The sequence below is a fragment of the Collinsella sp. AF19-1LB genome (assembly GCF_003459655.1).
In the GTDB taxonomy this organism is placed as follows: Bacteria; Actinomycetota; Coriobacteriia; order Coriobacteriales; family Coriobacteriaceae; genus Collinsella.
In genome coordinates this window covers 37,406-63,129 of the sequence record NZ_QRWO01000009.1, presented here as the reverse complement: position 1 = coordinate 63,129, position 25,724 = coordinate 37,406, and the positions used below count along the sequence as shown (strand labels likewise).

The 25,724-nt window shown below is 59.0% G+C and carries 24 protein-coding genes and 6 tRNA genes; 21 read left to right on the top strand and 9 right to left on the bottom strand.

Translation table 11 applies throughout. From position 1 onward, the window contains the following. Positions 1 to 579: 579 nt before the first annotated feature. The 14 genes from DWX39_RS04005 (at position 580) to folB (ending at position 12,505) form a co-directional block, all read left to right on the top strand. Positions 580 to 669: transfer RNA gene (locus tag DWX39_RS04005), tRNA-Leu, on the top strand. Between the two features lie 59 nt (positions 670 to 728). Beyond that, positions 729 to 3,074, top strand: coding sequence for a GAF domain-containing SpoIIE family protein phosphatase (locus tag DWX39_RS04000; RefSeq protein WP_117758573.1), 2,346 nt, complete (start codon positions 729 to 731; stop codon positions 3,072 to 3,074). Positions 3,075 to 3,152: 78 nt separating this feature from the next. Continuing rightward, positions 3,153 to 3,899, top strand: a complete 747-nt coding sequence (locus DWX39_RS03995; protein WP_117564450.1) for an anti-sigma factor antagonist — start codon at positions 3,153 to 3,155, stop codon at positions 3,897 to 3,899. Between the two features lie 105 nt (positions 3,900 to 4,004). After that, positions 4,005 to 4,080, top strand: a tRNA-Gly gene (locus DWX39_RS03990). Between the two features lie 34 nt (positions 4,081 to 4,114). Further along, positions 4,115 to 4,188, top strand: a tRNA-Cys gene (locus DWX39_RS03985). Positions 4,189 to 4,230: 42 nt separating this feature from the next. Further along, positions 4,231 to 4,306: transfer RNA gene (locus DWX39_RS03980), tRNA-Gly, on the top strand. Positions 4,307 to 4,828: 522 nt separating this feature from the next. After that, entirely contained in the window at positions 4,829 to 6,562 is a 1,734-nt protein-coding gene (locus tag DWX39_RS03975) for a glycoside hydrolase family 13 protein (RefSeq protein WP_233508862.1), read from the top strand. A gap of 141 nt (positions 6,563 to 6,703) precedes the next feature. Next, positions 6,704 to 6,779 (top strand) — tRNA-Gly (locus tag DWX39_RS03970). 3 nt (positions 6,780 to 6,782) lie between these two features. Beyond that, positions 6,783 to 6,857 (top strand) — tRNA-Val (locus DWX39_RS03965). Positions 6,858 to 7,537: 680 nt separating this feature from the next. Next, positions 7,538 to 9,760, top strand: coding sequence for an anaerobic ribonucleoside-triphosphate reductase (nrdD, locus tag DWX39_RS03960; protein WP_117758572.1), 2,223 nt, complete (start codon positions 7,538 to 7,540; stop codon positions 9,758 to 9,760). Positions 9,761 to 10,186: 426 nt separating this feature from the next. Next, positions 10,187 to 10,768, top strand: coding sequence for an anaerobic ribonucleoside-triphosphate reductase activating protein (gene nrdG, locus DWX39_RS03955; protein ID WP_117564448.1), 582 nt, complete (start codon positions 10,187 to 10,189; stop codon positions 10,766 to 10,768). 66 nt (positions 10,769 to 10,834) lie between these two features. Next, positions 10,835 to 11,392 carry a GTP cyclohydrolase I FolE gene (folE, locus tag DWX39_RS03950; RefSeq protein WP_117564447.1) on the top strand — a complete coding sequence of 186 codons (558 nt, stop codon included), beginning with the start codon at positions 10,835 to 10,837 and terminating at the stop codon, positions 11,390 to 11,392. 2 nt (positions 11,393 to 11,394) lie between these two features. Further along, on the top strand, positions 11,395 to 11,976 hold the full coding sequence (locus DWX39_RS03945) for an HD domain-containing protein (RefSeq protein WP_199411440.1): 582 nt from the start codon (positions 11,395 to 11,397) through the stop codon (positions 11,974 to 11,976). A 43-nt stretch (positions 11,977 to 12,019) separates the two neighbouring features. After that, a complete protein-coding gene (folB, locus tag DWX39_RS03940) occupies positions 12,020 to 12,505 on the top strand; it encodes a dihydroneopterin aldolase (protein WP_117758571.1) in 486 nt (161 codons plus the stop codon). 6 nt (positions 12,506 to 12,511) lie between these two features. Here folB and DWX39_RS03935 read toward each other — a convergent pair whose 3' ends face one another. Next, the gene (locus DWX39_RS03935; RefSeq protein ID WP_158561610.1) at positions 12,512 to 13,240 is read right to left on the bottom strand and encodes a M48 family metallopeptidase; all 729 of its coding nucleotides are present in this window, start codon (positions 13,238 to 13,240) and stop codon (positions 12,512 to 12,514) included. A gap of 138 nt (positions 13,241 to 13,378) precedes the next feature. Then, positions 13,379 to 14,392 carry a dipeptidase gene (locus DWX39_RS03930; protein WP_117758569.1) on the bottom strand — a complete coding sequence of 338 codons (1,014 nt, stop codon included), beginning with the start codon at positions 14,390 to 14,392 and terminating at the stop codon, positions 13,379 to 13,381. Between the two features lie 120 nt (positions 14,393 to 14,512). Between DWX39_RS03930 and DWX39_RS03925 the strand changes: the two genes are divergently transcribed. The 3 genes from DWX39_RS03925 (at position 14,513) to DWX39_RS03915 (ending at position 16,404) form a co-directional block, all read left to right on the top strand. After that, the gene (locus tag DWX39_RS03925) at positions 14,513 to 14,941 is read left to right on the top strand and encodes a peptidylprolyl isomerase (protein ID WP_117758568.1); all 429 of its coding nucleotides are present in this window, start codon (positions 14,513 to 14,515) and stop codon (positions 14,939 to 14,941) included. Positions 14,942 to 14,944: 3 nt separating this feature from the next. After that, positions 14,945 to 15,523 carry an urease accessory protein UreE gene (locus tag DWX39_RS03920; protein ID WP_117758567.1) on the top strand — a complete coding sequence of 193 codons (579 nt, stop codon included), beginning with the start codon at positions 14,945 to 14,947 and terminating at the stop codon, positions 15,521 to 15,523. An 83-nt stretch (positions 15,524 to 15,606) separates the two neighbouring features. Next, on the top strand, positions 15,607 to 16,404 hold the full coding sequence (locus tag DWX39_RS03915; protein ID WP_158561609.1) for an HAD-IIB family hydrolase: 798 nt from the start codon (positions 15,607 to 15,609) through the stop codon (positions 16,402 to 16,404). Positions 16,405 to 16,419: 15 nt separating this feature from the next. Here the strand turns inward: DWX39_RS03915 and DWX39_RS03910 are convergent, their stop codons facing one another. The 5 genes from DWX39_RS03910 to DWX39_RS03890 all read right to left on the bottom strand — a co-directional run bounded on the left by DWX39_RS03910 (position 16,420) and on the right by DWX39_RS03890 (position 19,942). Continuing rightward, the gene (locus tag DWX39_RS03910) at positions 16,420 to 16,800 is read right to left on the bottom strand and encodes a Fur family transcriptional regulator (RefSeq protein ID WP_172677978.1); all 381 of its coding nucleotides are present in this window, start codon (positions 16,798 to 16,800) and stop codon (positions 16,420 to 16,422) included. A 61-nt stretch (positions 16,801 to 16,861) separates the two neighbouring features. Continuing rightward, positions 16,862 to 17,272: an acylphosphatase gene (locus DWX39_RS03905; RefSeq protein ID WP_117758565.1), complete on the bottom strand. Its 411-nt coding sequence runs from the start codon at positions 17,270 to 17,272 to the stop codon at positions 16,862 to 16,864. 2 nt (positions 17,273 to 17,274) lie between these two features. Continuing rightward, positions 17,275 to 18,381, bottom strand: coding sequence for a Gfo/Idh/MocA family protein (locus DWX39_RS03900; protein ID WP_117758564.1), 1,107 nt, complete (start codon positions 18,379 to 18,381; stop codon positions 17,275 to 17,277). 73 nt (positions 18,382 to 18,454) lie between these two features. Continuing rightward, positions 18,455 to 18,991, bottom strand: coding sequence for a ribonuclease HI (gene rnhA, locus DWX39_RS03895; RefSeq protein ID WP_117648313.1), 537 nt, complete (start codon positions 18,989 to 18,991; stop codon positions 18,455 to 18,457). Positions 18,992 to 19,039: 48 nt separating this feature from the next. Continuing rightward, positions 19,040 to 19,942, bottom strand: coding sequence for a LysR family transcriptional regulator (locus DWX39_RS03890; protein ID WP_055251412.1), 903 nt, complete (start codon positions 19,940 to 19,942; stop codon positions 19,040 to 19,042). Between the two features lie 275 nt (positions 19,943 to 20,217). On the opposite strand from DWX39_RS03890, the gene DWX39_RS03885 reads away from it, so the two are divergent. The 3 genes from DWX39_RS03885 to DWX39_RS10910 all read left to right on the top strand — a co-directional run bounded on the left by DWX39_RS03885 (position 20,218) and on the right by DWX39_RS10910 (position 23,016). Further along, positions 20,218 to 21,528: an O-acetylhomoserine aminocarboxypropyltransferase/cysteine synthase family protein gene (locus DWX39_RS03885; protein ID WP_117758563.1), complete on the top strand. Its 1,311-nt coding sequence runs from the start codon at positions 20,218 to 20,220 to the stop codon at positions 21,526 to 21,528. Between the two features lie 313 nt (positions 21,529 to 21,841). Next, positions 21,842 to 22,618, top strand: a complete 777-nt coding sequence (locus DWX39_RS03880; RefSeq protein WP_118071998.1) for a hypothetical protein — start codon at positions 21,842 to 21,844, stop codon at positions 22,616 to 22,618. Between the two features lie 191 nt (positions 22,619 to 22,809). Beyond that, entirely contained in the window at positions 22,810 to 23,016 is a 207-nt protein-coding gene (locus tag DWX39_RS10910; protein ID WP_147336372.1) for a hypothetical protein, read from the top strand. A gap of 109 nt (positions 23,017 to 23,125) precedes the next feature. Here DWX39_RS10910 and DWX39_RS03870 read toward each other — a convergent pair whose 3' ends face one another. Next, positions 23,126 to 24,049, bottom strand: a complete 924-nt coding sequence (locus DWX39_RS03870) for a ketopantoate reductase family protein (RefSeq protein WP_117758560.1) — start codon at positions 24,047 to 24,049, stop codon at positions 23,126 to 23,128. A 112-nt stretch (positions 24,050 to 24,161) separates the two neighbouring features. After that, entirely contained in the window at positions 24,162 to 24,356 is a 195-nt protein-coding gene (locus DWX39_RS03865; RefSeq protein WP_117735789.1) for a hypothetical protein, read from the bottom strand. A gap of 163 nt (positions 24,357 to 24,519) precedes the next feature. On the opposite strand from DWX39_RS03865, the gene DWX39_RS03860 reads away from it, so the two are divergent. Next, the gene (locus tag DWX39_RS03860; protein WP_117758559.1) at positions 24,520 to 25,710 is read left to right on the top strand and encodes an aldo/keto reductase; all 1,191 of its coding nucleotides are present in this window, start codon (positions 24,520 to 24,522) and stop codon (positions 25,708 to 25,710) included. Positions 25,711 to 25,724 lie beyond the last annotated feature (14 nt).

The following is a 25,724-nucleotide window of genomic DNA, read 5'->3' as shown; positions in this document are numbered from 1 at the left end:
CGTCCGGGCCCGCCTGGTGTTACTTTTCAGAACGTCCTCGGACATGTCGGAAGCCCCGCTGCGCGCTACGCGCTGCGGGGCTTCCTCCGTCCTGCGGAATGTTCTGAAAAGCAACACCAGGGCGGGCCCTGCGTTAACGCGGCAGAGGGGAGTGAGATTCCTTGATCGCTCACTTAATCTAATAGGAAAGTTAGTGAGGCCGGAGCTTTGGCTCCGGCCTCCCCATATAAGGGCTCGGCTTTGCCGAGCCACCAAATTTGCATCAGCCCCAGAACATGTTTGAGAACTGTGCCTGGAGTATGTGTTGGTAGGCCCCGAATCGGTGTTGCCTCCCGGCGCATTCCGCAGGGGGAGCGATATTTTGCAGCACGAAGTGCGTAGCAAAATATCGCCCATGCCCGAGGACGCGCCGGGAGGCAACACCGATTCGGGGCCGGGCATACGGATCTACCTGCGCATTTACAAATTCGTAAACTTTTTTGAAAAAAGTGCTTGCACAGTTCTCGAATCATAGGTTATTATCTTCCTCGTTGAACGCGCGGGTCCAACAAAACGAAGCGCGAATCAACAACATAGCATGTCGGAGTGGCGGAATTGGCAGACGCGCTAGCTTGAGGTGCTAGTGACCGCTTTTTGGTCATGCGGGTTCAAGTCCCGCCTCCGACACCATCGCATTTGAGAAGCCTCTTCGGAGGCTTTTTTGTTACCGATAGACGGTGGGGTCCACGATGGAAACGCTTGAACGCAACGAGTGGGCAGACGTTGCCCAACTAGTCGAGATCACGAGCGATGCTGTCATCATCTGCGAGCTCGACGGAACCATTCTGCATGTGAATAATCGCTTACTTGGTTTGATGTGCGAGGAACGCGCCGACGTCATCGGTGGAGATGTTAAAGACGTCCTGTACTCGTCCTCTTTTGAACGTGCGACGGAACATCGTCTGCCATTTGAAACTGATGGCTCCGAGAACGAACTGATGCTCAAACTGAGTGACGGCTCTTTTATTCCCGTCTTGGTTCGTGCGGGCTCCGTAACGCCTCCACGCATCTTTGGGCGCCGCGCACCACGTGTCCTGGTGGCGCTTCACAGTATCGAGGAACAGTATTCTCACGACCGGCAACTCAAGCGTGCGTTATCGGAGCTTAGAGTGGCGAACAAGCGTCTCTCTGGCACGCTCTCGGTCATTATGAGCACTGTGGGCTCCGATGAGTTACCCAGCCTGCTTGATACCGTTTTGAACCAGCTTGTAGGAACGCTCGATGCTTCGGGTGCCGCTATCTATTTTTCTGAGAGCGGCGGCTTTAAGCTTCGCGGTGTTTCCAAGGAGCTGCTCGACAGCTACCTGCCCGAGTTTTTGCCGTATGGCGCTGGCATTCCGACGTATGTTCTTCGCGAGTCGCGTGCTTGTCGCTTGTCGATTCAACAGGACCTTGAGGGCGATAAGGCCGCCTCCGGTATGTTCATGGACCTGGATAATCGTTCTAAGCACCTGTTGCGCATGCAGGATATGCCTCCGTACCGCAGTGAAATCTGTCTTCCCGTTTTTTACGGTACGCAGATCCTTGGCGTGCTGGAAGTTGGTTGGAAACGCCCCCAGGCACCGCTCGCCTATGACGTTAATGTGCTCGAGGTCATTTGCGATTACCTGTCTATCCAGCTGGTCGGCATGGCATCGAGCCTTCGCTCCCGTCGCACGGCCGAGCTTGGCCGCTCGCTCAATGTCTTGCGGGATGAGTTGTTTACCTTTCTAGACGATTCCGCCGCGGCTACCCAGGCGGTATCGTCCGAGATCTGCAATATGCTCAACTGCCATTTTTGCCCTATTGAGTATGACGCCAGTCTGGATTCCTACGTCATAGATTTTGAAGGCGGCAGTCGCGTTGCTTTGCCGGACGATCCCGAGAAGCTTTTCTTTTCCACGACGGCGCCAGCGGCACGTTTGGGGGCTGCCCCTGATGGCTTTGAGGCATCTGTTTTGGGCGGCACGAGTGCCGAGGACCTTAAACACGTCCGTATAACTCGCGTTGACGAATCGATGCCTATGGGAGGCTGGCTTAGAGCGCATGGCCTGCCTTGCCAGGGTCTCTACGTCGACGCCGGCATCGAGGCGGGGCGCCCGCGCTCTGAGGGCGATGGCAAGCACAGTAACGACGCGATCGTTCCTGCTTCTGTTGCGAAGGGCCCGACGACGCGCGCGCTGCTGCTTCGTGATGGTAGCCAAGAGCCGATTGATGACCTTGAATATGATTACTTGGTGCACTTGGCTCATGACTTTGAACTGATCTATGAAGGCGAATCTCAAAAGCGTGAGGAGCGCCATATCGCTCAGACCCTCCAGATTGGCATGAGAAATTCACTGGGGGATGTTCCGGGAATCGCCGCCGATTCGGTGTACCTGTCGGCCACGAACTCGGCGTTGGTCGGCGGCGATTTCTATGCGCTCATCCGTCTTCCCGACGATTGCGCCGTCATGATTCTGGGCGATGTGTCTGGCAAAGGCATTGAGGCTGCATCGATGTCCGCGCTCGTCAAGACGGCCCTGACGGCATATGCCTGGGAGGGCGCTGGACCGGCCCGCATGGCACGCTCCCTTAACAGCATGCTCATGGGCTTTTCGAGGGTCGAGACGTTCGTGACGGCCTTTATCGCCAAGATTGACCTTAAAGCCGGACGCGCAACGTATTGTTCGGCGGGCCATCCTCCGACCATGGTCATCAGGCCAGAGTCGATGCCGCTGGGTGGCGGCGAGGCCCGTGGGGGGGAGGTCGAGCTGCTTGGATGCCAATCGGGGGTAATCGGTGCCTTTGAGAGCATGGTATACGAGACAGGCGTGTTTACGTTCGCTCCTGGTGACATGCTATTTATGTACACCGACGGAACAATCGAAGCGCGTGACCGCTCGGGTGCTTTCTTTGGCGAGCAGCGCCTTCGCGACCTTCTGCTCTCTGTCTCGGGTGAGGGCGTGTCGGGCATTTGCGGCAAGGTCTTGGGCGAGCTTGACCGATTTACCGAATCGGCGCTGGACGATGACATTGCATTGGTGTCCCTTGAGTTTTTACGGGGTCGTTCATAGACGACGCTGGGCGGGCTGAATCCGTACGGTTGGGGAAACGAATGCATCGAGTGGGCTTTTTTGGGGAACCATGGTCGTATGAATGAGTGGAATGACATAGCGGTTTTGACGCCACCAGGCGATATCGACATCGCCACGGTGCCTGCGCTGCGTCGGCGGTTGGATGCTTTGATTGGCCGCGGCGTGCGTCGTGTCGTCATCAACTGTCAGGCTGTTAGCTTTATCGATTCGACGGGCCTGGCATTCCTGCTTACGCGCGCTCGTGAGCTCATGAGGCGAGAAGGCCTGCTTTCGCTCGTCAATGCATCAGGTGAAGTTGTTCGCTTTTTGGAGATTGCTCGTCTTGTCGATATCCTTCATGTCGCGGGGCCGGCACGGGAGTCTATTCCCGCCATTCCGGTGGGGGAGCTGCCTCGCTGGAGTAAGAGCGTCGAGGTCCGTCAGGGTATCGAGAATCTTCCATACTACCGACATCGTATCGCCGAACTCCTTGAATCGCTTCCGTTGCGCCGTGACGAGCGCTACGATGTCGCATTGGCGTCGGGGGAGGCGCTGGGTAATGCCTATGACCATGCGGGCGGTATCGGGTGCGTCCTGACGGTTCAGGCCTATAGCGATCGCGTTGTGGTTGAGGTGCTTGATCGAGGTGCCGGCTATTCTATCGATGAAACGAGCGAACCGGTCGCATCAGAGGAGCGCGGCCGTGGTATCAAGCTTATGCGTATGCTCGTCGATAACGTGGAGGTTGCTCGTCGTACGGACGGCGCCGGCACGCGCGTGCAGATGGTGAAGCTGTTTAGCGGAGCGCTGGAATCGTGTGCCTAGCCAATCGCTTTAGCGCGTTTAGCTACTAAGAACATGCGGCAGACAAGTTTTTTGAAAAAAGTACTTGCGTCTTTTGGACAACTCGCGTAAATTAATAACCCGCAAGCGGACATGGCTCAGTTGGTAGAGCACAACCTTGCCAAGGTTGGGGTCGCGGGTTCGAGCCCCGTTGTCCGCTCCATTGCATTTTCGGACCGTTTAGGCGGTCCTTTTTCGGCGAAGTGGCCAAGTGGTAAGGCAGAGGCCTGCAAAGCCTTTACCCCCGGTTCGAATCCGGGCTTCGCCTCCAGGCAACATCCGGGCGCTCCGGCGCCCGTTTTGTTTTACATATGCGGACATGGCTCAGTTGGTAGAGCACAACCTTGCCAAGGTTGGGGTCGCGGGTTCGAGCCCCGTTGTCCGCTCCAAACGCAGCAGCCCGACTACTACGGTAGCCGGGCTTTTTCGTACCCATCGCTTGGGCTCGAACCCGAGAGGGAGCGAGCGTTAAGCAAACGCGGAGCGTTTGTAGCGAGCTGGCGAGGTCGCCGGCAGGCGGCCGAAGCCGGTGCGGATCCGCGAAGCGGATACGCGGACGCCCCGTTGTCCGCTCCAACTATCTTACGCGGTTCTAACGAACCGCGTTTTTTGTTGACGCTGCGCGAGCCCCGGGCACCCCATCTTGCCCCTCAATCGTCGGTCGCGTACATAAAGTACGCTTCCCTCCTCTTTCGCGGCAACTTGGGGCACCCGGAGCCCGCTCGCTGTCGTGGCCGGAGGAGTGGGCCTTCCGTTCTTTTCACTGATCGATCGATTCGTCCCAGGAGACTCGAACCCGAGAGGGAGCGAGCGTTTGGGGCGTGGCTGTGGCGTTGTTTGCCGCGAATGTCCGCTTTGGGCGTATCATCGTGGGCATCTCGCATAACCTCGTTGCAAGGGAGATACGCCCCATGGCTACAGAAAAGTCTTCTTCGCGCTCATGGATGTCCGACGCCGCGATCTATCAGATCTACCCGCGCTCGTTTAAGGATTCGACTGGTTCGGGTCTGGGCGATATCGCGGGCATTACCCAGCAGATGGACTATCTTGAGCGGCTGGGTATCGAGGCCATCTGGCTGAGCCCGTTTTACCCATCGCCTCTTGTTGATGGCGGCTATGATGTGGCGGACTACTGCGATGTCGACCCACGTCTCGGGTCGCTTGACGACTTCGATGACATGATCACTGCGGCTCACGCGCACGGCATCAAGGTCATCGTCGACATCGTGCCCAACCATTCGTCCAACCAGCACCCCTGGTTCAAAGCCGCTCTTGCCGCCGGCCCCGGATCACCCGAGCGCGCCCGTTATATCTTCCGCGATGGTCGCGGCGAGCACGGCGAGCTGCCTCCCACCAATTGGAATGCCAACTTTGGCGGCCCCGCCTGGACGCGTGTTGCGGACGGTCAGTGGTATCTGCACATGTTTACGCCCGAGCAACCGGACTTTGACTGGTCATGCCCCGAGGTTCACGCGTTCTTTTGCGACGTCCTGGCGTTTTGGAGCGATCGAGGCGTCGATGGCTTTCGCATTGATGTGGCGCACGGTCTCGCCAAGGATCTCGACCGCGATGACCTCGACCGGTGGCATCTCGCCGAGGGCGATGACATGGTTGGCGACGGCACCCATCCGCTGTGGGACCGCAACGAGGTCCATGAGATCTATCGCGAGTGGCGCCGCGTGTTCGACCGCTATAATCCGCCGCGCAGCGCCGTTGCCGAGGCATGGGTGCTGCCCGAGCGCCAGTATCTCTACGCGCGTCCCAGCGAGCTTGGCCAGACATTCAACTTTGAGTTTGCCAAGGCCACTTGGACCTATGATGACATGCACGCTGCAATCGAGGAGGGCTTGAAGGCGGCTATCGAATCCAATTCTGCCTCGACCTGGGTACTCTCCAACCACGACGTGCCGCGCGTGGCGACGCGCTATGCCCTGCCGCAAATCAAGGCGACGCGCTACCACCAGATTGCGCTCGACTGGCTCTTACGCGACGGGTCGTCTTATGACGAGGACCGCGAACTCGGTGAGCGCCGCGCGCGGGCGGCCCTTTTGCTTGAGCTGGCGCTTCCGGGCTCGGCATACGTGTATCAGGGTGAGGAGCTCGGCCTTTTTGAGGTGGCTGACATTCCGTGGGCTGCACTCGAAGATCCCACTGCGACCAATACGCACGGACCGAAGCGCGAGAAGGGGCGCGACGGCTGTCGTGTGCCCCTGCCGTGGGTGGCGGCGGACGATCCCGCGCAGGGCGGATCGTTTGGGTTTTCACCGGCGGACGCCGATGCGGCGCCCCATCTGCCACAGCCTGCATGGTTTTCCGATTACGCTGCCGATAGGGAAGAAGCGGACCCGACATCGATGCTTGCGCTCTATCGCGACGCCCTCTGGCTGCGGCGCAAGCTGCGCGGGTGCGCCAACGATCTTGCGTGGCTCAATCTCGACGGGCGCACCGGCCTTGCGGATGGTGCCGAGGGCGCTGAGGGTGGCGTCATCGCCTATCGCCGCGACAACGGCTGGGCGTGTGTGACGAACTTCGGCGCAGTACCCGTGGAGCTGCCGGCGGGCAGAGTCCTGCTCACCTCATCACCGCTTGCAGACGGCAGGCTCGCGCAGGACAGCTCTGCCTGGATCATGCTCGGTGAGATATAGGAGTCTCTTGCGGCGAGCTTGCGTTTGCCTGCGCCTTCCGCGGCGGCTGATGTCTTCGCGAGGTTCGCGAGGGCGTCGCAAAACTTTTCAAAAAAAGTTCTTGCATAGGATGCGGGCATCACGTAAGATTAATCCTCGTAAGCGGACATGGCTCAGTTGGTAGAGCACAACCTTGCCAAGGTTGGGGTCGCGGGTTCGAGCCCCGTTGTCCGCTCCATTTGGGCGTTTAGCTCAGGGGGAGAGCGCTTCCCTGACACGGAAGAGGTCAGAAGTTCAAATCTTCTAACGCCCACCAAATGTTCGCAGCCCAGAGGCTATGTCCTCTGGGCTGTTTTGTTTTGGTTGCCAAATGTGTCGCCAAATACGTCACCAAATTTCGAGTTTTTGATCTTCCGGGATGCTTCTCAGTAGTCATCCGGGGAAACTCTCATCTTCTCCGTTTGCATACACATATCTTTCAAGGACTCGTGCCGCGGTTGCATGAGGCTCGGCAAGGCACGACCGCAACATGTTGGTCAAGCATTATCTTTTGGATTCTTTTGGCGTGAGCGGCTTGGTTTTGGTAGGATTTGTCAGCGGCTTGACTAAGGGGGTTTTATAACTGCCATGCAGGTAGCCGTGTTGGTAACGTTTTACCGACTTGCCAAGAGCCCCTCATAATTAATGCGTCTGCAAAATGACCAATTGCTTTGACCTGCTGAAACACTATATGTTGTGTTTGACTTAAAAAAAGAATACAGGATATAGATGCGTCTTTGTCGTATGATAGATGGCGGACAAAGAACGAAGACCTTAACTGCCTCTTTTGAACGTGTCCCTGAGCCGCTTGATCGGCTCCTGGGCATGTCCGCATGGAGACTTATGGTTTATCGAGAACACAGATTGCGCGACGGCGCCGCAAGACAGGGGCACGCCCTGCCGGGTATCGTTTGGCTCTGAAGCGCAATGAGACTACGACGCGAAAGAGGCAAGAGGATGAAGATCATCAAGCGCAGCGGCACCGAGGTTGTCTTTGACATCGAAAAGATCGTCAATGCGATCCGCGCCGCAAACTTGGAGGTCGTGGAGGGCTCTCGTCTTACCGACCGCCAGGTGATCTACGCGGCGCAAAACGTCGCCGAGGCATGTGAGAAGGCCGGCCACACCGTATCGGTCGAGGAGATCCAGGATCTGGTCGAGGACGAGATTATGCGCCTCGACTGCTACGAGGTTGCCCGCCACTACATCATCTATCGCTATGTTCAGAGCCTGAAGCGCCAGAAGAACACGACCGATGACAAGATTCTGTCGCTCATCGAGTGCAACAACGAAGAGGTCAAGCAGGAGAACTCCAACAAGAACCCGACCGTTAATTCCGTTCAGCGTGACTACATGGCCGGCGAGATCTCCAAGGACCTGACTCAGCGTGTGCTGCTGCCCCAGGAGATTGTGGATGCTCATAATGAGGGCCTGATCCACTTCCACGATTCCGACTACTTTGCCCAGCACATGCATAACTGCGATCTGGTGAACCTGGAGGATATGCTCCAGAACGGTACTGTTATCTCGGGTACGCTGATTGAGAAGCCGCACAGCTTCTCGACGGCCTGCAACATCGCGACACAGATCATCGCCCAGGTTGCATCCTCCCAGTACGGCGGCCAGTCTATCTCGCTGACCCATCTCGCCCCCTTTGTTGAGGTGAGCCGTCAAAAGATTCGCGGCGAGGTCGCCCGCGAGCTCGAGGAGCTCGGCGTTTCGGCATCTGCCGAGAAGGTCCGCGAGGTCGTTGAGGACCGTCTGCGTGACGAGATCCGTCGCGGCGTTCAGACGATTCAGTATCAGGTCGTGACCCTAATGACCACGAATGGCCAGGCGCCGTTCGTGACGGTCTTCATGTATCTCAACGAGGCTCGCTCGGCGCAGGAGAAGCACGACCTTGCCATGATCGTGGAGGAGACGCTCCGTCAGCGCTATGAGGGCGTTAAGAACGAGGCCGGCGTGTGGATCACTCCGGCGTTCCCCAAGCTTATCTACGTGCTCGAGGACGATAACGTTTACGAGGATTCCCCGTACTTCTACCTGACTCAGCTGGCTGCGAAGTGCACTGCCAAGCGCATGGTGCCCGACTACATCTCCGAGAAGAAGATGCGCGAGCTCAAACTGTCGAAGGGCGAGACCGCGGGCAACGGCGACTGCTATACCTGCATGGGCTGCCGTAGCTTCCTGACGCCCGACCGCTCCGGTAACGGCTTTAACAATGTTGCCAACGCGCTGAACTATGACCCGACCAAGCCCAAGTACTATGGTCGCTTTAACCAGGGTGTTGTGACCATTAACCTGCCCGATGTCGCGCTGAGCTCGCATCAGGACATGGACAAGTTCTGGAAGATCTTCGACGAGCGCCTTGAGCTGTGCCACCGCGCCCTGCTGTGCCGTCATGAGCGTCTGATGGGTACGCTTTCGGATGCCGCACCGATTCTTTGGCAGTACGGCGCCCTGGCGCGTCTGAAGAAGGGCGAGACGATCGATAAGCTGCTCGTGGGCGGCTATTCCACCATCAGCCTGGGGTATGCCGGTCTGTATGAGTGCGTCAAGTACATGACGGGTCACAGCCACACCGAGAAGGAGGGCACGCCCTTTGCCATGGCGGTTATGCAGCGCATGAACGACAAGTGCGCCGAGTGGAAGGCAGAAAGCGATATTGACTTCTCGCTGTACGGGACCCCGCTTGAGTCGACGACCTACAAGTTCGCCAAGTGCCTACAGCGTCGTTTTGGCATCATCCCGGGCGTGACGGACAAGGGCTACATCACCAACAGCTACCACGTCCACGTGTCCGAGGAGATCGACGCATTCGACAAGCTCAAGTTCGAGGGCATGTTCCAGCAGCTTTCGCCGGGCGGTGCTATCTCCTACGTTGAGGTTCCCAACATGCAGGACAACCTCAAGGCTGTCATTCGCGTGATGCAGTACATCTACGACAACATCATGTACGCCGAGCTCAACACCAAGAGCGACTACTGCCAGGTGTGCGGCTACGATGGCGAGATCAAGATTGTTGAGGACGATGGCAAGCTGGTGTGGGAGTGCCCCAACTGCGGCAACCGAGACCAGGAGAAGATGAACGTCGCTCGTCGTACGTGCGGCTACATCGGTACCCAGTTCTGGAACCAGGGTCGAACCGAGGAGATCCGCGACCGCGTGCTGCATCTCTAATAACCATCCCAGGCTGCCCCGTAGCGAGGCCCCGGACCTTTACTCGCTATTTCGGACAGTCCTGGCTCACGACGGAGGCGCCACTGGCGCCTCCTGTTCGTGCGGAACTCATATCGAGCAAAGGTCCGGGGCCTCGCTACGGGGCAGCCAAGTTGATGTAGCTGAGATGCAGCATGCGGTCTGCTCACTCTTCGAAGTTCTTAGCGGAAATAATTCGAGCTGCAGCTTCGATTTACTTGCGATGGCGGTTGAGCTGCAACAAAGTTTTTATTAGACCTCGAACCCTATGCTCGATGTTCGCTTCGTTCATTGAGTTACCCTTTGCATGAGGCCGGGACATATCGTCCCGCCCGCAGTTTCGCAGGCCGCAGGCCGAGAATGTTTGAGGACGGGATGATATGTCCCGGCCTCCCGGGAGAGTTACCTATGAACTACGCGAACATTAAGTATTTCGACATTGCTGATGGAGAAGGCGTTCGTACTTCTCTGTTTGTAAGCGGGTGCCGTCGTGGGTGCAAGAATTGCTTTAACTCTGTTGCGTGGGACTTTGCTGCGGGTGAGCCGTTCGATCGTGCCGTCGAGGACAAGATTATCAAGAGTCTCGATCATCCCTTTATCGATGGTCTGACGATTCTGGGCGGCGAGCCCATGGAGCCCGAGAATCAGGCGGGGCTCGTTGAGTTTGTCGAGCGTGTTCGCGCGGCCTATCCAGTGGGGTCGGGGAAGACCATTTGGTGCTTTACCGGTGACGTGCTCGAGGAGCTTATGCCGGGTGGTCGTCATCATACCGAGGTGACGGACCGCATCCTTGCCTGCCTCGACATGTTGGTGGACGGCCCGTTTGTTCAGGACCTGTACGATATCACGCTGCGCTTTAGGGGCTCGAGCAACCAGCGCGTGATCGATATGAACGCTACGCGCGCCCGTGCTGAGCGCGAGGGCGTTGCGCTTTGTGATGCGGTTGAACTTTGGCGCGATGATCCGGTCTATTCGACCCATACTATGTAGCTTGTGGTCGATGCCGGAGGGCGTGGTACCATAGCGCGAACGTGAAATCGGAAAAGTGAGGCCCAGATGGTCGATCAGGAAAAAGTCGAGGCCGCCATTAAGCTGTTGCTTGAGGGCATAGGCGAGGATCCAACTCGTGAGGGCCTGCTGGAGACCCCGGCGCGCGTTGCCCGTATGTATGGCGAGATCGCCGGCGGTGTGGACCAGAGTGCCGAGGAGCACCTGTCCAAAACCTTTGCCGTCGCTTCGAACGATTTGGTTATCGAGCGCGACATCACGTTCTACTCGCTGTGCGAACATCATCTGCTGCCGTTTTATGGCAAGGCCGCCATTGGTTATATCCCTAACGGTCGGGTGGCCGGGCTTTCCAAGCTTGCTCGCACGGTTGAGGTTTATGCCCGCCGTCTGCAGCTGCAGGAGCAGCTGTGTGCGCAGGTTGCCGATGCCCTCATGGAGTATCTCGCTCCCCAGGGAGCGATTGTGTTGATGGAGGCCGAGCATATGTGCATGACGATGCGTGGCGTGCAAAAGCCCGGCACCAAGACCGTGACGCTCGCTCGCCGCGGCGTCTTTGAGACCGATCCCGCGCTCGAGGAGCGTTTCTTTAGGATGCTGGACCGCTAACCATGAGAGTCGTCAACGACTTTACATCGAAGACCGATGAGGGGACGTCGCGTCGCGGCTTTATGGCTTCGGGCCTGGCCCCCTTTGGCGCCATGCCTCGCATTGATTACATTTGTACCAACGGGCTGTTCCGGCGGCACCTGGGCAACATTGCACAGTTGGAATCGGGGCGCATCTTCTGCCGCCACGGTATTGACCATCTGCTCGATGTCGCTCGCATTATGTGGATCAAGAATCTCGAGGAGCAGCTCGAATTTGACCGCGAGGTCATCTACGCCACGGCACTTCTTCACGATATCGGCAAAGATGAACAGTATGAATCGGGTATATCCCATGATGTTGCAAGCGAACGCGTCGCTGATGCGATCCTCGGTGGCATGCCCGATGACATGGCGTTTGAGCCGGCCGATGCCGCAGCCATTAAGACGGCCATTCTGGGCCATCGAAAGCTGCGCGTGAACAGCCAACCGCTTGAGCGTCTGCTCTATGCAGCCGACAAAGCGTCGCGCGCCTGCTTTGCATGCCCCGCGCGCAATGCTTGCAACTGGAGCGATGATAAAAAGAACCTGTCGATTCGCGTGTAGTTGATTTGCGCGGTCGGGGTTCTAAACGAAGGAGACGATCGCGATGAGTAACAAGAAACTGCCCGAGAATGCCACCAAGACTGAAGGCGCCGAGCTCGCTCGCCGTGGAAGGGGCGAAATATCCACCGCAACGGCGGTGCCTCACGTGAGCTATGACGATCTGCGCCATGCCGATCGTATTGCCATTGACGGCCTTGAGGTTTTTGCCAACCATGGCGTGTATCCCGAGGAGAACGCGCTGGGTCAGAAGTTCATCGTTTCTCTGGTGCTCTATGCCGACCTGCGCGCGGCGGGGGAGCACGATAACCTGGATGCCTCGATTGACTACGGCTCGGTGTGCCACGATGTTGATGGCTATCTGCGCGAGCATACGTTTAAACTCATCGAGGCGGCAGCCGAGGGGACGGCCCAGATGCTGCTGCGCCGTTATCCCTCGCTGCTTGGTGTGCGCATAAAGCTCGATAAACCGTGGGCGCCTGTCGGCTTGCCGCTGGCAAGCTGCGGCGTCGAGATCGAGCGCGTGCGCTAGTCGACGCTAGAGCTTGTTGAGGGGTGGCTGCTTGAGCCGCTGCGACAGAGCTCTATTGTTAGGGCAGTACGTGTCGAGCAGGGCGTGAAACCGCTGGTTGTGGCTTGGCTCGAGCAAGTGGACGAGCTCATGGGCGACAACCATGTCGAGGCATTCGACGGGGTAGGCGGCGAGCTCGCGCGCGATGCGAATGGCGCCGGATTTGGGCGTGCATGAGCCCCAACGCGTTTTCATGCTGCGTACGGAAATGCGGGAAACGGCGACACCCATTGCGATTTCGTATGCGTGCACCATATCGCGCAGCGCCGATGCGACCTCGGACGCATAGAGCTGGTCGATGTGGGCTTGGAGCTCGTCGGACGTTAGGCCGTCGAGGATTGCGCGCTGCTTAGCCTGTGGGCTTTCGTCCGATTCGTCGGTACCCATAAAACTTGCGAAGGTGGCCTGCTTGGGTCGCGGTGCGGGCGATGCAAAGTTGTGATCGAGTGCGTCCTGTACCGTGATGGGCTTGCCCCAAAGTGCAATGATGGTCGATGGGCTAAGCGGCTCTCGCGCTGTCGCCTGACGTTGCTCGCGCTGGGCAAGTCGGCTGATAATCCAGGCGCTGTTGCGCTTCACAAACGCTTCGATGCGCTCGCGACTGGCGCCGAGCGGTGCGCTGGCGTGGACCTCGCCGCTCGATGTGACGCGTAGGTTGAAGTTCTTGACGCGTTTTTTGGTAACGATGACGGGCAAGGCCGTCCCATCCGGTCGGGATACGGAAATCGTAAATTGCTGCGTCAAATGTGATCCTTCAGATTGGGGGGGGGCGGGTCGGCATGTCGACCGCTCGGCATGCCGGCCCGCTCAAGGGATGCGAAAATAATTGCGCTCTTAATAACGCTCAAAGAAAGCAAGCGCGTTGTCGCTGCAGAGCTTCTGCATCACGGTCTTGCCAAAATGCTTGGAAAGCATGTTCTGGAATTCGGGCATCTTGCTGGCATCGGAGAGGAAAGCGGGCACCGTGGCGCCGTCCCAGTCGCCGCCGAGCGCGATGACGTCCTCGCCGCCCAGGTCGAGCCAGTGCTCGATATGTGCCGCCAGCTGGTCGAAGGTGACGTCTGCGGCGGTTTTGTCGGTTGCGTCGTTGGAAAGGAACTCGCTGCAGTAGTTGAGGCCGACGATGCCACCCATGTCGCGAATGGTGCGGAACTGGTCGTCGGTGAGGTTGCGCTTGACGCCGCAGACGGTGCGGGAGTTGGAGTGGCTGGCGACGAAGGGGCGCGTGGCATGGGCGACAACCTCGTCAAAGCACTCATCGTTGAGGTGGGAGACGTCGAGCACCATGCCGGCGTGCTCCATCTGCGTAAGCGCCTCGATACCGGCGGCGGTGAGACCGGCGTGGGTGTCGTGGCCGCTCGCGAGCGGTCCCTGCGCATTCCAGCTGAGTGACGACATGAGTACGCCCAGGCTCTTGAGCACCTCGATCAGCGCGGGGTCCTCGGCAAAGAACGTGGCGTTTTCGATGGTGTGGATGCAGGCGACCTTGCCGTCTTTGAGCGCGGGGCGAATGTCTGCGGCGTTGCGTACGTTGACCATGCGGTCGTGGTTGAGCATTGCTTGGCCGCTCATGTGTGCCATGATCTGCGCCTGGAAGCGCGCGGCGTGGGCGGTGGGAATCTCGTCGGGGACAAACGTGGCGAAGCACTGTGCCCACGGCGTGTTGCCGATCTTTGCGAGCGAGATGGCGCAGGCGTTGCCCTCGATGAGGTCGAAATCTTGCGGATGCGTTTCGTCGCCGGGGAAATAACCGTCGGTGCCGGCGGTAAAGCGCAGGTCGAGATCGAGCGTGGCCCAGCCGATGCGGTCGGCGGTGTCGCAGTGTAGGTCAAATACGGGATATGCCATGGTTCCTCCGGTTGCAGCGTTTCTTTGCAAACTGTCTTTGAATTGTATGACTAGGGTATAGTTAGCGCCATATGTTCACGGCGGCCCGCGTTGTGCGCCGCCCTTATCACGGAGGTTACCATGTCCAACAAGGGCAAGAAGGTCAAGACCCATTATCGTGGCACGCTCGACGACGGCACGCAGTTCGATAGCTCTTACGATCGCGGCGAGCCGCTGGAGTTCATCTGCGGCGCCGGTCAGATGATTAAGGGCTTCGACGCCGCTGTTGTCGACATGCAGGTGGGCGAGAAGAAGACCGTGCACATTCCCGCTGCCGATGCCTACGGCGAGCACAACCCCGAGATGGTTATTACCTTCCCGGCCGAACAGGTTCCCAACATCGAGCAGATCGAGAAGGGCATGAAGCTCTTCCTGTCCACGCCGAGCGGCATGCCCGTCCCCGCCGTGGTCATCGACGTGACGCCCGAGGCCGTGACGCTCGACGCCAACCACGAGCTCGCCGGCAAGGATCTCAACTTTGATATCGAGCTCGTCGAGGTCGAGGGCTAGAGTATGCCTGAACGCTTGGTTTCGACGACATGCTTGGGAAATCTCAACGATCCGTCCTATGAACTCCTGCTTCGCCGGGAGCTGGGCGGTGTCTTTGAAGTTGACGAGCTACTGCTCGATTGGGACCAGGCTGATGCATGCGCGTTTATGGGCGTGACGGAGCTGGGGCGCACGATCGATGTTCGGTTGGATACTGCCGACGGCGGCCGTCTTGCCGATGGCGATGTGCTCGCCATTGACCGTTCGGGCATGGTGCCCGTGGTGGTTGTCGTGCGCCTGCGCAGCGCCGAGGTCTATTTGGTCGAAGTCGATCGCATGGACCCGATTGCGCTCGCGCATGCGTGCTGGGAGATCGGCAATATGCACACGCCGCTTTTCCGAGGCGATTCGGACGAGCATACCGTGCGCATGTATACGCCGGTGCAGCCTGTTTTGGGCCGCATGCTCCGGGGCGTCGAGGGCGTTCGGCTCTCGGTGGTTACCCGTGAACTCGATGCGGACCGGCGCTTTGCGTCGAGTGCGGCGGATGCCGTTGTGAGTATGGCTCCAGACTTTACGATCGTAAAGAAGGCGCGCGGTTAACGTGCGTATGAGTAAGACGGACTTTGAGAGGCAACTATTCAAAGCCCGTCTTGCTGTTGATGGGGTGCTTTGGGGGAAAGTATATGGGCCTTGAGGGAATTAAGCTGATTGCATGCGATTTGGACGGCACGTTGCTGCATCCGGGGGAGCGCGAGCCGCGTTCCGAGGCCTTTGAGCTCATCGATGAGCTGCATCGTCGCGGTATCGTGTTTATGCCGGCGAGTGGCCGTCAATATACGAGCCTGCGCTACCTGTTTGCCCCGGTGGCCGATGAACTCTCCTATGTATGCGAAAACGGAGCCCTGGTCATGAGCGAGGGGCGTGCCGTGGTCAAGCGTTCTATGGAGCGTGGCCTGGCCATGGATATCGCGAATGCCGTGGTTGCGTACCCCCATGCCGACGTGACCCTTTCGTGTGAGGGGCGCCTCTACACCATGAGCAGCAACGATGCGTTTGTTGACCACCTGCGTTATGAGGTCCATTGTGATGTGGCGGTAGTCGACCGTCCCGAAGACATTGACGAGGATGTCATTAAGATTGCCTTCCAGACGCCCGAGGCGGAGCAGCCGGCGGCGCTGGAGTATTTTGAGTGCCTCTTTAGCGACCGTGTTGACGTGATGACGTCGGGAACCGAATGGACCGACTTTATCGGCTTTGATTCGGGCAAGGGGTCCGCGCTTGCCGATTACGGTCGTGCCCTGGGGATCTCGCCCGATGCGATGATGGCGTTTGGCGACAATGAGAACGATCGCGACATGCTCAACGTCGTGGGCCATCCCTATCTGATGGAGAGCTGCAACCCCACCATGCGCGGCATCAACGACCGTGTCCGCTACGCGCATACGGTCGAAGAGGAGCTGCGTCGTCTACTTGCTGAGTAGGCATGTCCCAAACATCTACCGGCAGTCGGGGCAGAGACCCTCGAAGATGGTGTAGTGCGACGTGACGTGCCAGCCGATTTGCTCGGACGCCTTGGCGTCGAGCTGGGCATCGAAGGGGAGCGGTACGTCGATGACGCGGCTGCATGAGGTGCAGATGATATGCGCATGCGGCTCGATCGTGCGATCGAAGCGGCTGCCGCCCGGCGTCTTGATGGAGAGGATCTCGCCGGCGTCGGCCAAGAGATTGAGATTGCGGTAGACCGTACCGCGGCTGATTTTGTCATCCTGCGCGCGCACGACGTTGTAGATTTCGTCGGCGGTGGGATGGTTATAACTTTGGCGCACGGCGTCAAGAACCAGCTTTCGCTGCCTGGTATTCCTTCTTTGCACCGCCATGCGCCTCGCCTCTTTTCTATCAACGGTCGTAGGTAAATGATACCGTATTTAGCACACAATACTAATAACGAGGAATGAAACCGTCTTCATTGGCAAGTGGGGCTCGGGCCTGGGCGTCTACGAGGCGAAAACGCGTTCCCATGCGCTCGTAGGAGGCGTGAAGCGCCTCGAGATGAGATAGGATGTTTGCCGGAGCTCCCTGTATCTCCATCTCGACTGAACCGTCTTCCATGTTACGCACCCAGCCGGTGAGTACGCGTGCCTGCGCGAGGTTGGTGTTGGTAAAGCGAAAACCGACGCCCTGGACTTGCCCCGCCCAGCGCAGGAAAAAGCGCAGGGGAGTGTCTTGAGTGGCCTCGTCGCTTGCGAGCACAGTAAGCCTGCGGCGCAGTTCGAGCTCGACGTTTGATGGTTTTTGAGGCTCTCGACTGCCGCCGGTGACGCTGGAGAAGAACGTATCGAAGAAGCCCATCGCTATGCCTGCTTGCCTGCGTCGGCCGGGAAGGTAATGCCGGCCTGCTGGCGCACGGCATCCATGATGCGCAGTGAGACAAGCGTAACATCGCGGTAGTGGCCAAGCTCGTGGCGTCCCGCCGGGGTCTCCCAAATCTCTTCCTTAACGTTATCGATGCCGCCGATGGCGGTGATAAAGTCTGTGAGTTCGTATTCCATAGTGTTGCTCGATTTGGGCAGGTCGAGCACGCGGCCGTTGTCGCCCTGTTCGCGCGGTGCCTCGGTCGCCGAGCCGCGTACGACATCGCCGCGATAGTCGATGCGGACATTGCGGGGCGTGGACAGATGGTCGATCTGGATAGTGCCACGCTCGCCTTCGATCTGCGAGGGTAGCAGGTCATTCGTTATTTTGGAGTGCGCGAGCTCGACGGAGATACGGCCACCGCCGTAGCTGGCGAGGATGGAACCGCAGCCGTCGATGGGGCCGTGCGTGAGCTGTCGCGTGGCGGGGTCGAGCAGAGTAGCCATGCTCGTAAGGCCGGAGGGCATGCCGAAAATCTCGACCATGGGCTCGACGGTGTAGACGCCAATGTCCATGAGGGAACCCGATGCCATATTGCAGTCGAAGATATTGGTGGCGCGTCCCGCGAGAATCTCGTTGTAGCGCGAGGAATATTTGCCAAAGCGCAATGAGGCGCGGCGGATGGGGGCGATCTCGCCCAGGGCGTCCTCGATGGCGTGGAAGGCGGGGTCGTGGAGGGGACGCATGGCCTCGAGGGCCACGACACCTGCTGCCTCGGCAGCGCGGAAGACTTCCAGCGCCTGCGCTTCGGTGGCGCAGAAGGGCTTCTCGACGATGACGTGCTTGCCACCGGCGATGCAGACAAGGGCCTGCTCGTAGTGAAGTGCGTTAGGGCTGCCGATATAGACGGCGTCGACGTCGGCAGCTGCCGCGAGCTCATCGAGTGAAGTAAAGTTTCGCTCGCCACCGCGCTCGGCGGTAAAGGCGGCACCGCGATTGGCATCGCGTGAAAGCGTGCCCACAAACGCGGCTTGGTCGTTGGCGTTGACGACTTGGATAAAGTCGTCGGTGATCATGGATGTGCCGATGGTCGCGATGCGCAGCATACGTCCCCCTTGCGTTGTTTGGTCTACAGGATGAGTGTAGCGCGTGGGGATATAAAGCTGCGCGAAAACGCTATTACAGGTCGCTCTCGTTAAAGCCGGCGTCGATATCGAGGTTGCTGCCGTCGGCCGCCGTGGTGGCGAGCTCATCGCAGCGCTCGTTGAGCTCGTGACCGGCGTGACCCTTAACCCAGATGAAATCAACCTTGTGCTTGCTTTTGGCGGTGAGTAGGCGCTCCCACAGGTCGCGGTTCTTGACGGGTTGCTTGTTGGCGGTTTTCCATCCGCGCTTTTTCCAGCCGTCGATCCAGTGCTTGTTAAAGGCGTTGACGACATACTGCGAATCGGAATGGACTTCGACCTCGCAAGGGCGGTTGAGCGCCTCGAGCGCCACGATGACCGCCATGAGTTCCATGCGGTTGTTGGTGGTCTTGGCGTAGCCGCGCGAAAGCTCGGAGGTGAAGGTCTTGCCGGCGGGGTTGGTGTATTTGAGCACGGCGCCGTAGCCGCCGCGTCCCGGATTTGATCGGGCCGAGCCGTCGGTATAGATGATGACCTTCACGGGCTTCCTTTCGTTGGGTACGTTTCGTGTGAGTGACCATTGTAGCGCCATGCCCGCCGGGGGCCAGCAATCTACGATTTCTACCCCGTCTTCCGACTGTTAGTTGGCATGGATGATGCGGTTGAGCTCGTCGAGGTATTGCTGCAAGAGGAGAGAGGGCTTGCGCTCGTCGTGCATGATGTAGCCAACGTGCATCGTTGGGGCGTCTGCTAGCGGGATCGATGCCATGCCCCATTGCATTTCATTGGAGAGGACACCGGTCGACAGGGTGTAACCGTTCGACGTGATAAGTAAGTTAGTAAGTGTTCCGCGGTCCGAGATTCGTATGTTGCGGTCGCAAGGGATATAGCTAAAAGGTTCCTCGGCGTAATAGAAGGAGTTTGAGGTTCCCTGCTCAAAGCTGTAGCGCGTATAGGGCGTGAGGTCGGCAAGGGACAGCTGCGGGCGGCGTGCGAGCGGGTGGCGCTCGCTAACGAAGACGTGGACCGTCGCGTCGAATAGGGGATGGAAGCTTGCGCGGGCATCGGCGAAGGCCTTCTGCAGAACGCGGGCGTTAAAGTCATCCAGATACAGAATGCCGATATCGCTGCGAAACGCACGGACGTCATCGATGATCTGCGATGTGGTGGTCTCGCGCATGATGAACTCGAACTTGCTGTCGCGGCAGCGCTCGACTACATTGACAAAGGCCTCGACCGAAAAGGCGTAGTGCTGGGCGGAAATGGCGAGGCGGGCTTGCGGGGTGCCACCGTCCTCGTAGCGTGCCTCGAGCATGTCGGCCTGCTCTACGACCTGGCGCGCATAGCCCAAAAGCTCGGTGCCGTCGTTGGTGAGCGTGACGCCGCGGCTGGAGCGCGTAAAGATCTCCAGATGGAGCTCTTGTTCTAGGCTTTTGACGGCGTTTGAGATGTTGGACTGAGCGGTATAGAGGCGCTGAGCTGCGGCGTTGATTGAGCCGGACTCTGCCACGGCGATAAGAAAACGAAGCTGCTGGAGGGTCATCGGTGCCCGTCCTTTCGATAGCTATCTAAAAAACCGATAACAGGTTAGCGCTTTTAAGTGATTGACTGAGCGAAACAATGCTCGTACTATTCAAAACACACAAAGGCGGTAGGTAATTAAGCCGACCACGGAACCGGGATGTCAAAAGGAGGACCGCATATGAACTGCTTACCAAGACGAATGCCGGGCTCCTGTTTGCGCCCGTCGGCGTGATCAGGAGACAGCGACTTACTTCTCTCTTATTTATTTACTTTCGTTCGATCAAGGAGATCATCATGAGCCAGTTCATCAACAACCCCGAGCACACCTTTGGTTTCGATACCCTGCAGCTTCATGTTGGCCAGGAGAGCGCCGACCCCGCATCCGACTCCCGCGCCGTGCCTATCTACCAGACCACGAGCTATGTGTTCCGCAACTCCCAGCACGCCGCCGATCGCTTTGGTCTTGCCGACGCCGGTAACATCTACGGCCGTCTGACCAACTCCACCCAGGGCGTCTTTGAGGACCGTATCGCCGCGCTCGAGGGTGGCGTGGCCGGTCTTGCCGTCGCCTCCGGTGCCGCTGCCATCACCTATACCCTGCAGGCTCTTGCCCAGGCCGGTGACCACGTGGTGGCTCAGAAGACCATCTACGGCGGTTCCTACAACCTGCTCGAGCATACGCTCTCCCAGTTTGGCGTCGGGACCACGTTTGTCGATGCTCATAACCTGGAAGAGGTTGAGGGTGCCATCAAGGACAACACCACGGTCATCTATCTCGAGACGCTCGGCAACCCCAACTCTGACATCCCCAACATCGACGCCATCTCCGAGATCGCCAAGAAGCACGGTCTGCCGGTTGTCGTCGACAACACTTTCGGCACCCCGTATCTGTTCCGTCCGCTGGAGCATGGCGCCAACATCGTTGTCCACTCCGCAACCAAGTTCATCGGCGGCCACGGCACCTCGCTGGGCGGTGTGATCGTCGACGGCGGTAACTTCGATTGGAAGGCGAGCGGAAAGTACGCCCAGATCGCTGAGCCCAACCCCTCCTACCATGGTGTTTCGTTTGCCGAGGCTGCCGGTCCCGCCGCCTTCGCAACCTATGTCCGCGCCATCCTGCTGCGTGACGAGGGTGCCTGCATCAGCCCGTTCAACGCCTGGGTCCTGCTCCAGGGCACCGAGACCCTGTCGCTGCGCGTCGACCGCCATGTCGAGAACACCAAGAAGGTCGTTGAGTTCCTGGCTGGTGACAGCCATGTCGCCAAGGTGAACCACCCGAGCCTGCCTGAGCACCCCGATCACGAGCTCTATCAGAAGTACTTCCCCAACGGCGGCGCTTCGATCTTCACCTTTGAGATTAAGGGTGGCCAGGAGGCAGCTTGGAAGTTCATCGATCATCTGCAGGTGTTCTCGCTGCTCGCCAACGTGGCCGACGTCAAGTCGCTCGTCGTGCACCCGGCTACCACCACGCACTCCCAGCTCTCTGCCGAGGAGCTCGCCGAGCAGAACATCACGCCCTCCACGATCCGTCTTTCCATCGGTACCGAGAACGCCGAGGACATCATTTGGGATCTGAAGCAGGCCTTCGCCGCGCTGGACGAGTAAGGCGACTTGTGCAAGGACCCCTTGCGACTCGATAGGTATAACTGCATAAATGCCTGCTCAAGGCGCCTGCGCAAGCAATGGTTGCGCAGGCATCTTTTCTGCATAGGAAGGGCGCTATTACAGGGTTTTTGGCATGCTTTATGCATTCGAGTTGTGGAAAACTCCTGTTGAGAGGATGTGAGTTTTACGCAATTGACGTGCGCCTTTTGAGTAAAACCGCAGGTCGCGATTTGCTCGAGGTACTATGCAGCGCGATCGAATCACACACACAGCTCAAACGCAGCAAAAACGCACTACGGAGGTTTCCAGCTACATGAGGATCGATTCACGAAAACCGAGAGCCGCTGCCCTTTCCGCCGCTCTGACCGTGGCACTTTTGGCGGGCGCCGGCGCAACTGATGCCCACGCGGCAACACTGTCCGATACGGTTGGATCTACGCCGTCCGAGGCGACGCTGGTGCAGCCCGTCGACTACCGCGGCGATGGTTATGGTTCCATGCAGGAGTGGAACGCCTCGATGGAGGCCAAGCGCGATTCCCTTGAGATGCGCGCTCAGATCATTATGAATATGTATGGCGACTATGCTACCGATGACGAGCGCGCTGTGCTGCAGGGTTGTATCGACGGTGCGGGTAGTCTGTTGACGATGGGGGAGGTCGACACGAAGTCGACCGAGCTCGATGAGCTGCGCACTGCGCTTGAGAATGCCAAGCGCGAAGCGCTCGAGGCCGCCGCAGCCGAGGCCGAGGCCGCCGAGGCCGCTCAGGCTTCGTATTACAACGCCGGCTCCGGCTTGTCTTACACGTCTGCTGCGTATTACGCGAACGGCTCGGGTCTGACGCGCTCGAGCGGCGTCAATAACTATAACGGCCGCCGCGAGACTTATTACAGCAGCAACGTGTTGTATCACCACCGCACGGGCGAATGGACGCAGGATTCCGAGGGCTTTTGGCGCGATCCCGATGGCTACTACGTCGTTGCCGCGGGCGATAAGGCCCAAGGCTCCACGTTTACCGGTTCCAAGGGCGAGTGCAAGGTCTATGACTCCGGCTGTGCTGCCGGAACCACCGACTACTATACCGGTTGGTAATCTGCCATCAGAGCAAAATAGGCACATGATGGGCGGGCGTCTTTGCTGAGCTTTTAGGCAACGTAAAGCCGCCCTTTCTTTATGTGCGTTTGAGTTAACAGAGCCCTTACCGTGGCGGTACGCTGGGCGTATGCATGCGGGGCACACTGGTTCATGAGAAATAAGGTCTTTCTCGTGGAGGAAGTGGTCTTGTGAATGCTCGAGATATCGCCGTTGCCGCCGTTGCATTGACGCTTGGTTGCCTTGGTCCTACGGCCGCGCTCGTCGCGGGCATGCAGGGGTCTTGTGGGGCTGCCTCTATCGTGGTCGGCGCGTTGATCGCGGCCACACTGCTGGGAAGCGCCGGTGTTGTCCTTTGTCGCGATGATGAGGATGAGGTTCCGGAGTCGCATCTCTAACTGTTGCGAAAATGACTGTTGGCCATGGCTGAACATGAAAACCGCCACAAGGGGAGTGCCCTTTGCGGCGGTTTTTGCTATTGAGACTGTTGGATGCGGTGCGGCGGCGTTACCAGCTTGCCTCGATATCACGGATGCGCTGATAGAGCCATTCGTTCTGCGGCGCCTGGATATCGTGCTTGGCCGCGAGGCGGCGGACGGCGCCCGCGAACTCCTCGACCTCGGTTCTGCGTTGAGCGACGCGGTCCTGCGCCATCGAGGGCATGCCGGCGGGGTCGAGCCCTTCGATGAGATGCACCATCTGCGTTAGGTCTGCCTCGGTGAGCTTGATACCCTCGGCGTTGGCGACTGCAAGCGTCTCGCGCATGGCGGAGACAAAGCAACGACGCTGCTCGGAGCCCTGTTCCGTGGCGCTTCCGTACGTACCGCCGTAGGCCATGCAGGTCTGGTTGATGCCGTCGTTGAGCATAAGCTTGGCCCACATGCGGTACGCGATGTCTGCCTCGACGGTGTGCGCGATGCCGCAGCGCGTGTAGAGCTCGTCGATGGCGGCGACGGTCGCGGGGTCGGTGCCGGCGGCCGCACCAAAGCGGATCTCGCCCGCATTGGTAAAGGTGAGCGCGCCGTTGAGAAACACAGCGTCCATGCCTTGGCAGATTCCGAGGACGGTGTGCTCCCAGCCAAAGCGCTCGGCGATCTTTTGCTCGCTCGTGATGCCGTTGCAAAGGGATGCGATGAGCGTGTCGGGCCCTACGATGCGTTCCATAGTCTTGAGCGCCGCATCGAGTCCAGTCGTCTTGACCGTCAGGATGACCAGATCGGCGGGCGTTGCCTTGCTGGCGCGGACGGACTTGAGCGCGCAGGGCTTGCCGTTGACGGTGAGCGCATCGTTTGCGTGACGCTCAAAACGGGCGTCATCCATAACGTATTCGACGGCGTCATTGCCGAGGGCCTTGGCAATCATGCTGCCGTAGAGCAGGCCCACGCCGCCCTTGCCGATAAAGGCGACCTTGTTGATCTGTATGCGAATCATCTCCCCATATAAAAGGCGCCCGCGTAAGGGGCGCCTGATGGATAGTATGCTGCCAGGGTGATTGGTGGGTGCGCGGAGCGGCTGTTATAAAAAAGAAACGTTTGCCTGGACGCTACGCTGCAGGGCAGACCGCAAAAACGCGCGCGAGGAATCCGACGCCATCGCGCACCTTGGGGAAGGTGCAGAAGATGACGGCGCTTGTGGCAGGAAGCTCGTCCAGATGGTCCATGACTTCGATCTGATAGCGGTCGACCGAGAGGATGTACTGCTCGCCGGGGTAGAGGTAGACGTCCTCGCGTGTGGTCACGCTTGGCTCCTTTCATCGGGCTTTTTGCTGATGTTAATGCGGTGCCGTGACAGCTCGATTTCTGCTGCGTTACGATACGTTCTCGATTGCGATTCCACGATGTTTCGGCTGCGTGACCATTGTGTTTCGCCTTGCCGGGGCGCTGATGGCGAAGGGAGGGGCCGTGCAATACCGCGTTGACCCCAAAAGCGGCAACCGTATCTCGGCGTTGGGGCTGGGCTGCATGAGGTTTCCCGGTGCGCCGGGACGCCCGGATGCGAAGACTGCCGACGCCATCATCTCCCGTGCGGTGGAGCAGGGGATTAACTACCTGGACACGGCCTATCTCTATCCCGGCAACGAGGCGTGCGTGGGGGCGTCGCTTGAGCGCCTGGGCTTGCGCGACCAGGTTTTGCTCGCAACCAAGCTGCCGCATGCTTCGTGCAAATGCGCGGAGGATTTCGATCGGTTCTTCGACGAGCAGCTGCGTCGCCTGCGGACCGACCGTATCGACTATTGCCTCATGCACAACATTACCTCGCCCGCCCAGTGGGAACGTGTGGTGGCGTTGGGCATCGAGGACTGGATTGCGCGTCAAAAGGCGGCGGGGCGCATTCGCCAGATTGGTTTTTCGTACCACGGCAGCGCGGCGGATTTCATGACGATGCTCGATGCATATGAGTGGGACTTTTGCCAGATCCAGTACAATTACGCTGGAGAGCGATATCAGGCGGGAACAGCAGGACTCATGGCGGCCGCGGAGCGCGGGCTCGCGGTGTTTGTGATGGAGCCGCTGCTGGGCGGGCGTCTGGCGGGCAAGCTACCGCCGCGGGCTCGCGCTGTGCTCGACGACGCCCGTGACCCGCACCTGCGTACTCCTGCCGCCTGGGGGCTTTCGTGGGTGTGGAACCATCCTCAGGTGACGATGCTGCTTTCGGGCATGACCGATACCGCGCAGGTGGACGAGAATTCGTCACTGGCAGACCTCGCGTTGCCGAATTCGATGACTGCCAACCAGCTCGACACGATTGCGCGCGTGTTGATGGAGTTTGAGAAATCGAACCGTGTGCCCTGCACGGGATGTGGCTACTGCATGCCATGTCCCAAGGGTATCAACATTCCCGGCTGCTTTGCCGCCTACAACGCGAGCTATGCGCACAGCTGGTTTACGGGGCTGTCACAATACTTTACGGCGAGTGCGGTGCGCACGAGCGAGTCCAAGTTGGTGAGCAATTGCGTCAAATGCGGCAAATGCGCGCGGCATTGTCCGCAGCACATCGATATCCCCGGGCGCTTGGACGACGTACGCCGCCGTTTTCAGCCTGGTCCCGTGACGGCGGTGCTTAAGGCCTTCAACAAAACGCGCTCCTCATGACCCTTTTATAAGTT

Bases quoted from the DNA above. Each gene is read 5' to 3' on its own strand.
- DWX39_RS04000 (WP_117758573.1), top strand. From the start codon at position 729: ATGGAAACGCTTGAACGCAACGAGTGGGCAGACGTTGCCCAACTAGTC.
- DWX39_RS03995 (WP_117564450.1), top strand. From the start codon at position 3,153: ATGAATGAGTGGAATGACATAGCGGTTTTGACGCCACCAGGCGATATC.
- DWX39_RS03975 (WP_233508862.1), top strand. From the start codon at position 4,829: ATGGCTACAGAAAAGTCTTCTTCGCGCTCATGGATGTCCGACGCCGCG.
- nrdD (WP_117758572.1), top strand. From the start codon at position 7,538: ATGAAGATCATCAAGCGCAGCGGCACCGAGGTTGTCTTTGACATCGAA.
- nrdG (WP_117564448.1), top strand. From the start codon at position 10,187: ATGAACTACGCGAACATTAAGTATTTCGACATTGCTGATGGAGAAGGC.
- folE (WP_117564447.1), top strand. From the start codon at position 10,835: ATGGTCGATCAGGAAAAAGTCGAGGCCGCCATTAAGCTGTTGCTTGAG.
- DWX39_RS03945 (WP_199411440.1), top strand. From the start codon at position 11,395: ATGAGAGTCGTCAACGACTTTACATCGAAGACCGATGAGGGGACGTCG.
- folB (WP_117758571.1), top strand. From the start codon at position 12,020: ATGAGTAACAAGAAACTGCCCGAGAATGCCACCAAGACTGAAGGCGCC.
- DWX39_RS03930 (WP_117758569.1), bottom strand. From the start codon at position 14,392: ATGGCATATCCCGTATTTGACCTACACTGCGACACCGCCGACCGCATC.
- DWX39_RS03925 (WP_117758568.1), top strand. From the start codon at position 14,513: ATGTCCAACAAGGGCAAGAAGGTCAAGACCCATTATCGTGGCACGCTC.
- DWX39_RS03920 (WP_117758567.1), top strand. From the start codon at position 14,945: ATGCCTGAACGCTTGGTTTCGACGACATGCTTGGGAAATCTCAACGAT.
- DWX39_RS03915 (WP_158561609.1), top strand. From the start codon at position 15,607: ATGGGCCTTGAGGGAATTAAGCTGATTGCATGCGATTTGGACGGCACG.
- DWX39_RS03910 (WP_172677978.1), bottom strand. From the start codon at position 16,800: ATGGCGGTGCAAAGAAGGAATACCAGGCAGCGAAAGCTGGTTCTTGAC.
- DWX39_RS03905 (WP_117758565.1), bottom strand. From the start codon at position 17,272: ATGGGCTTCTTCGATACGTTCTTCTCCAGCGTCACCGGCGGCAGTCGA.
- DWX39_RS03900 (WP_117758564.1), bottom strand. From the start codon at position 18,381: ATGCTGCGCATCGCGACCATCGGCACATCCATGATCACCGACGACTTT.
- rnhA (WP_117648313.1), bottom strand. From the start codon at position 18,991: ATGGCGCTACAATGGTCACTCACACGAAACGTACCCAACGAAAGGAAG.
- DWX39_RS03890 (WP_055251412.1), bottom strand. From the start codon at position 19,942: ATGACCCTCCAGCAGCTTCGTTTTCTTATCGCCGTGGCAGAGTCCGGC.
- DWX39_RS03885 (WP_117758563.1), top strand. From the start codon at position 20,218: ATGAGCCAGTTCATCAACAACCCCGAGCACACCTTTGGTTTCGATACC.
- DWX39_RS03880 (WP_118071998.1), top strand. From the start codon at position 21,842: ATGAGGATCGATTCACGAAAACCGAGAGCCGCTGCCCTTTCCGCCGCT.
- DWX39_RS03870 (WP_117758560.1), bottom strand. From the start codon at position 24,049: ATGATTCGCATACAGATCAACAAGGTCGCCTTTATCGGCAAGGGCGGC.